The sequence below is a fragment of the Ruegeria sp. YTSC106 genome (assembly GCF_059609765.1).
In genome coordinates this window covers 296,062-302,061 of record NZ_JBXWMI010000005.1, presented here as the reverse complement: position 1 = coordinate 302,061, position 6,000 = coordinate 296,062, and the positions used below count along the sequence as shown (strand labels likewise).

At 50.9% G+C, this 6,000-nt stretch carries 3 protein-coding genes; 2 read left to right on the top strand and 1 reads right to left on the bottom strand.

Annotated features, from left to right (window positions below):
• Positions 1-310: 310 nt before the first annotated feature.
• Complete coding sequence (locus tag AC2FEB_RS09815; RefSeq protein ID WP_496674115.1) at positions 311-1,414, top strand: linear amide C-N hydrolase; 1,104 nt, start codon at positions 311-313, stop codon at positions 1,412-1,414.
• A gap of 878 nt (positions 1,415-2,292) precedes the next feature.
• Positions 2,293-3,993, top strand: a complete 1,701-nt coding sequence (aspT, locus tag AC2FEB_RS09810; protein ID WP_496674112.1) for an aspartate-alanine antiporter — start codon at positions 2,293-2,295, stop codon at positions 3,991-3,993.
• A gap of 107 nt (positions 3,994-4,100) precedes the next feature.
• On the opposite strand, the gene AC2FEB_RS09805 is transcribed toward aspT, so the two are convergent.
• On the bottom strand, positions 4,101-5,732 hold the full coding sequence (locus tag AC2FEB_RS09805; RefSeq protein ID WP_496674109.1) for a bifunctional aspartate transaminase/aspartate 4-decarboxylase: 1,632 nt from the start codon (positions 5,730-5,732) through the stop codon (positions 4,101-4,103).
• Between the last annotated feature and the right edge of the window lie 268 nt (positions 5,733-6,000).

Here is a 6,000-nt window from a genome sequence, read left to right as displayed (position 1 = left end):
AACAGGCCGGATACATATCAGCGACTACCGCTAGCCACGCCGATATCTCACTTGCGAACAGCAGCCGGTACATACATCTGGGCTCAATGCGGTCGTTCGCTGCAACTTGCTGAACGTGTACTTTGCGGACTTGCCCGACGTTCGCACCTTTTGTGTTTATCCACCCGAATGGCCAAAACATTGTCATTCACGATCATCGCAGCGAATGATGGCTTTGAACTTGAATCTTGCATGTTAGCTGTCATTTCGATCCGATTCAGTTTCGCTACCGTAACTACAACAGCGCAAGGTTAAAAAAGGAAGTAGGCCAATGAAACGAGTTAGCGTTCTGAAGCTAAGTAAGCTTGTGAGTTCGGCGTTGTTGGCCGTGGCTATAACGACTCAATCCGCCTTGGCATGCACAGGAATCGTTCTTAAGTCGGCAGACGGCACAACAGTGCCTGCGCGGACCATGGAGTTTGGTTTTGACATTCAGTCAAATATTTTTGCGGTTCCATCCGGGACATCGATTGAAACACTCGGTTTGAATCCTGATGTGAAGGGCTTCGCGTACGAGGCAAAATACGGCTTTCTAGGTGCAAACGGATTGGACATGCCAATTGTGTTTGATGGCGTTAACACAGAAGGCTTATACTTTGGCGCTTTTTACTTTGCCGGTGACGCGGTATTCTCTGAATTGACGGGTGAAAATCGCGACCGTGCCGTTTCATCCGAAGAAATGGGAAACTGGATTCTTGGCCAGTTCTCCACAGTCGCTGAAGTTAAAGCGGCACTTCCATCCATTGACGTAGTGGGTACGTACGTGGCCGAAATTGACGGATTTGCGCCGTTTCACTATGCGGTGACAGACTCAACGGGCACCTCAATTGTTATTGAGTACACCAAGAGCGGCCTTACAGTTTATGACAACACAGTTAATGCTGTCACAAACAACCCATCTTACGATTGGCACCTGACCAATCTCAGAAATTATGTTGGCCTCCAAAGTGAAAATCGCGGTTTGATGACAGTAGGCTCAGAAAACATCGCGCCATTCGGACAAGGCAGCGGCCTGTTGGGCTTGCCGGGTGACCATTCATCTCCAGCTCGATTTGTCCGAGCTGTTGCTTTCGCGAACACATCTCTTCCGTCTGATGACGTGGACGACGCAATATTTAAAGCATTCCATATCTTGAACGTTTTTGACATTCCAAAGGGCTCTATTCGCGAGGCAGTTGGCGATGGCATACACACTGACTACACACTATGGACGTCAGCAGCTGACACAACCAACGCGCGTTACTTTTATAAAACGTATTTGACCCAAAGCGTTGAGAGCATTGACGTTAAAAAAGCTGTGTCGTCGATAAAAGAGCCTACAACACTTATCATGGAAAGTGGTTTCAAGGTCCGTGACAGAACGGGTGAGTTTTAATATCGATGACTGGTAAATTTCTTTTTTTGATTGCCCGATTGGTGGACTCGGCTACGCCAAGGGCATCTGAGGCAAATGCGACAGCATCGAAATACGAACCCCGTAATTGACGGTCAAATTTTGGTCGCAACCGGTACTCACTACCTCATGATATCGAAGACTTAGGCAAAATATCTGCCCGCTGTAACGACTGCTCCGGGCTCGGTGCAGACGTTCGCCCAAATATCGCGAGCGACCGCAATGCGGACAAGTTTGCCGTTGGCTCTTTGGTTGCTGAGGACCGGTCTCAGCCCGAAGTGGACATTGGATTTGAGGCGCACTTGTCGGGTCAGCGGAAAAACTTGTCGAGTCAGCGGAAAAAGCTGTCAGCTTGGATGATCGTCTTTTCTATAGCGCAAAATTGTTAGTGGCTTTCTAATAGAACCAAGAAAAGTTGCACGCCAAAAACACTGCAATACTCTCGGAATCGAAAGTGTCTGAGAAAGAGACTGAAGACTTAACTGCGTCTATGAAGACACTGTCCGGTTCACGGTCGCCCAAGCTTCAATCTTATGGCTTCATTCCTGCAGGTCAGGTCATGAAAACAACCGCCACGCGCTGCAACCTACGTGAATATCCGCAGCATGTCCGAAGGGAACTCAAGAGTCCATTGAAGTAGCCAAGACTGACCCCCTTAAGAAACAAAGAGTGAATGGAGTGACCTAGATTCCAAAAAAAGTAGTTTTTAGGTTGCAAGCGCATCTGCCTAAAAAAGGTTGTTCCGAGTAGTTTCGAAATTTCCGCATGGCGCCGGTTGTCAAAATTTTCTTGTTTTCAGCACAGTAAGGCGCTGTATCTTGAGAAGAAAGGACCAGCGTTTGGACCCGGGAGATTTTACAATGGAATTGATTACAGAACAGCTGCGCGCCTTCCCGATCATGGCACTGTTTCTTTGTCTGGGTCTGGGATACGGCGTAGGGAAGTTTCGGGTCGGTAAGTTCGAACTGGGGGGCATCGCTGGTACGTTGTTGGTGGCGGTCTTCATTGGCCAAATCGGCGGTATCAACCTTAGCACCGATGTTCAGAATGTTTTCTTTTCCCTCTTCATTTTTATGGTTGGCTATAATGGCGGGCCTCAATTTTTTGCGGCTTTGAACCGAACTGCGCTGACCAAGTTACTTGCCGCGTTTATGATGACCCTCTGGGGGTTGTTCTTTGTTATTGTTGTTGCTCGGTTGGCCGGCTTGGATAAAGGGTTGGCGGCTGGATTGGCCGCTGGTGGCCTGACACAATCTGCAATCATCGGCACCGCTGGAAATGCCATAGATCTGCTTGGGTTGGCCGCAGATGAGGCGGAAAAGTTGAAAACCAACATCGCCGTAGGATACTCGGTTACTTATATCTTCGGCTCGATCGGCCCAATTTTGGCAGTTAGTGTCATTCCAATCATCATGCGTGTCGACCTGCGGCAAGAAGCGATTAAGCTGGCTCAGAAACTCAGCGGCGGCGGTCGCAAACTAGAGGAAGGTGAGTTCCTTCCTATGAACCGGTTTGACGCCCGAGCCTATCAGGTAAATGCCGATGCAACCATTGCCGGAAAACCCGTTAAAGACATCGAAAGCGGCTATGATGGTGATCTGATCGTCGAACGGTTACTCCACGATGGCGCTCCTGTGGATCCGAATCCTGAAACAGTGGTCAATGCAGGAGACGTTGTGGTCGTCTCTGGCCTCGTAGCGACTTTGACCCAGTTCGAGGGTAGCGCCAGTGGTGAAATCGGAGAGTATCCTCCTGAACTGACGGTTGTAGAGGAACGCCGTAACGTAGTGGTCACCAACCGCAAACTGACTGGCAAAACCTTGGCAGAATTGAGTGAGGCTCTGACAGCGGATCAGAGGCGCGGTGTTCACATCTCAAAGATCACCCGCATGGGCCATGATGTCCCTGTCCTGCACAACACCGAGATACACGCAGGTGACGAGGTCAGCATTGTCGGTCACAAGGACGATCTGAATCGAGTTGCGAAAGTAGCGGGCTACGTTCCGCCTTCGGCCTCGGTAACCAATTTCATTGCATTGGGGATCGGCGTGGCCATCGGCTATCTGATAGGAGAGATCAGTTTTGTCATCGCAGGAACGAAGGTGGCTTTAGGGTCCGGCCTCGGATGCCTGGTTACAGGGTTGATCATCGGTTATATGCGCATCCGGCGACCCAAGATCGGCGGTATTAACCGTGGAGCCGCGAATTTCCTTCAGAGCTTTGGATTAGCTGTGTTTGTTGGTGTCGTTGGCCTTAATGCAGGCAAGCCCGCGCTAGAGGCGATTCAGGAATACGGGATCACGCTGCTGCTGTTGGGTGTAGTGGTTACATTGATGCCCATGATCGTGCAGTTCCCGATCAACTATTTCGCCCTGCGTATAAAAAACCCGATTGAGGCCTGTGCGGTTGTGACCGGATCACGCTCGGGCAATCCCGGTTTTGCGACACTATTGGAAAAGGCAGGGAACTCGACACCTACACCAGCCTTCACCATGACCTATGCCGTGGCCAACATCTTCCTGACGCTATGGGGGCCGTTGGTCGTGGCTTTTGTTCCGTAAGTCAAACCGGAAATGGGCGCGACAACCGGGATCCTAACTTGGAAGGGTGGGATCAGCGTGTGTGGCAATCATCACGCTGATCCGTTCCTCATTGCTAGTGTTAGATTTCAACCGTGCAAAGGCAGTCCTTTCGAGGCACGGTAGGCCTGCACGTAACCGGTGGCCACTGCGCGCACCGCTCTTCCGATCTGACGGTAAGCACTATCATCCAAATTGGCGAACGATACCCGCGCCGACCAGTTGGGCGCGTCAAAGCCCGATCCATTCAGCAAAACGATCCCGTGGTCCTGAGCCAGCTTGAAAGATATATCCAGCGGGTGAACATTCTCCTTGATCCATTCGACCACCTCTTCACCCACGTATTTACGAAGCCAGAATTCGAAGTCGATGATACCGTAGTACTTGTCGAAAAGCGGGTTATCGGGAACTTCGATGCCCATCCCTTCGACCAACTCGTCAAAGCGATGTTTCAGAATACCCCAGCAGAATTTCTGATAGGCTTTCTCTTCGTCCATAAGCTCGACCAGTGAAAACAAGGTCATCATCACCTGTTGCGGCAGCGATAGACCTGCAGTGTGGTTCAGCGCGACATCGCGGCTGTCGGCGACGATCCGGTCAATGAACTTGAACGAGGATGGATCAGGCGTCAACGTTTCGTACCGTGCGTTGACCAAGGCCTTGGTTTCGTCCGGAGCCCCCGCAATCATCTTGTCGAAGATGTTGTTCTCGGCCACCAAAATCGCGCCCAAGCGCCATCCGGTACAACCAAAGTACTTGGAGTAGGAATAGACCCCGATGGTATTCTCAGGCAGGTGCCCCAAGATGGACTGAAAGTTTGGAACGAAGGTCCCGTAAACATCGTCAGTCAGAATGATCAGGTCCGGGCGGCGGTTCTTTACGAACTCGACAAGCCGGGTCGTGACCTCGGGGCTGATAGCGACTGAAGAGGGGTTGCCCGGGTTGACCAGAAACAGCGCTTTGACTTTCGGGTCGGACAAAATTTCGAAATCATCGTCGTTCAGTTGAAAGTGGTCCTCTTCTTTCGAAGATACATCCACTGTGTTCAGCCCATAGTCTTCAAGTACCGGCATTTCCAGATAAGGCGTGAAAATCGGTGTACCCAACGCAATGGTGTCGCCGGCATTCAGCAACCGCTGGTTCTTGAGTGCCTTGAAGATGTAACACATCGCAGCGGTTCCACCCTCAACCGCGTAGATATCGAACTTCGCATCCGGTCGGTGCCCCGTGCACATCGCCCACATAACGTATTCGTGGACAATCGCCTCGTTGTGCTCCATGCAACGGTCGGGCATCGGGTAGTGGTCGCCAACAATACCGTCGGTCAGCTCGAGCACGAAATCGTCCGGTGTAAAACCAAACTTCTCAATCGCAAAATCCACTGCGGCCGCCAAAGTTCCCGCACCAGGAGGACCGTTTCCTTCAACCGATTTGGCGCAATAAGCTTTTAGCCGGTCATAACAGCCTGGCCCTTGCGGCATCCCAGCCAGACCGACTTGCGGCTCATTACGATGGCGCTGAGCTTCTGTCATAGCGAACTGCCCTAAAAGGAAAAACGCCTCCCGCGCTTTAGTGGCGATCCAGTTTGGGTTCCCTCGACCAGCATTAAGATATGGCAGAGCCATCTGCCGCGCCTCTTTTTGCGCCAACTTAATAAGTTCGTCTTTGATTTGGAAAGGACTTAGGTTTTCAAATTTATGCAGGTTGAGCGATTCTGGCATGACATCAAATCCTTGCGTTAAAACAGATGACGTAGTTTAGCGGATCGCATGCAAGGCAATGTGTCAATGAAAACAGCACTAATTGACGGGACCAGCGTAAAACCGAGGAACCCGTGTTTTCCTTGCAAAACTTTTCTGAAACCATTTTCAAGGCAGACAGAGTGATGGAAATTGCGCCGAGGCTCTGGGCTCGGATTTGAAATCTCACGAAAATCTGCAAAGTCAGCTATCTGCGCATCGCTGACATTGGTGCCTTCAACAGCATCGG

Bases quoted from the DNA above. Each gene is read 5' to 3' on its own strand.
- AC2FEB_RS09815 (WP_496674115.1), top strand. From the start codon at position 311: ATGAAACGAGTTAGCGTTCTGAAGCTAAGTAAGCTTGTGAGTTCGGCG.
- aspT (WP_496674112.1), top strand. From the start codon at position 2,293: ATGGAATTGATTACAGAACAGCTGCGCGCCTTCCCGATCATGGCACTG.
- AC2FEB_RS09805 (WP_496674109.1), bottom strand. From the start codon at position 5,732: ATGCCAGAATCGCTCAACCTGCATAAATTTGAAAACCTAAGTCCTTTC.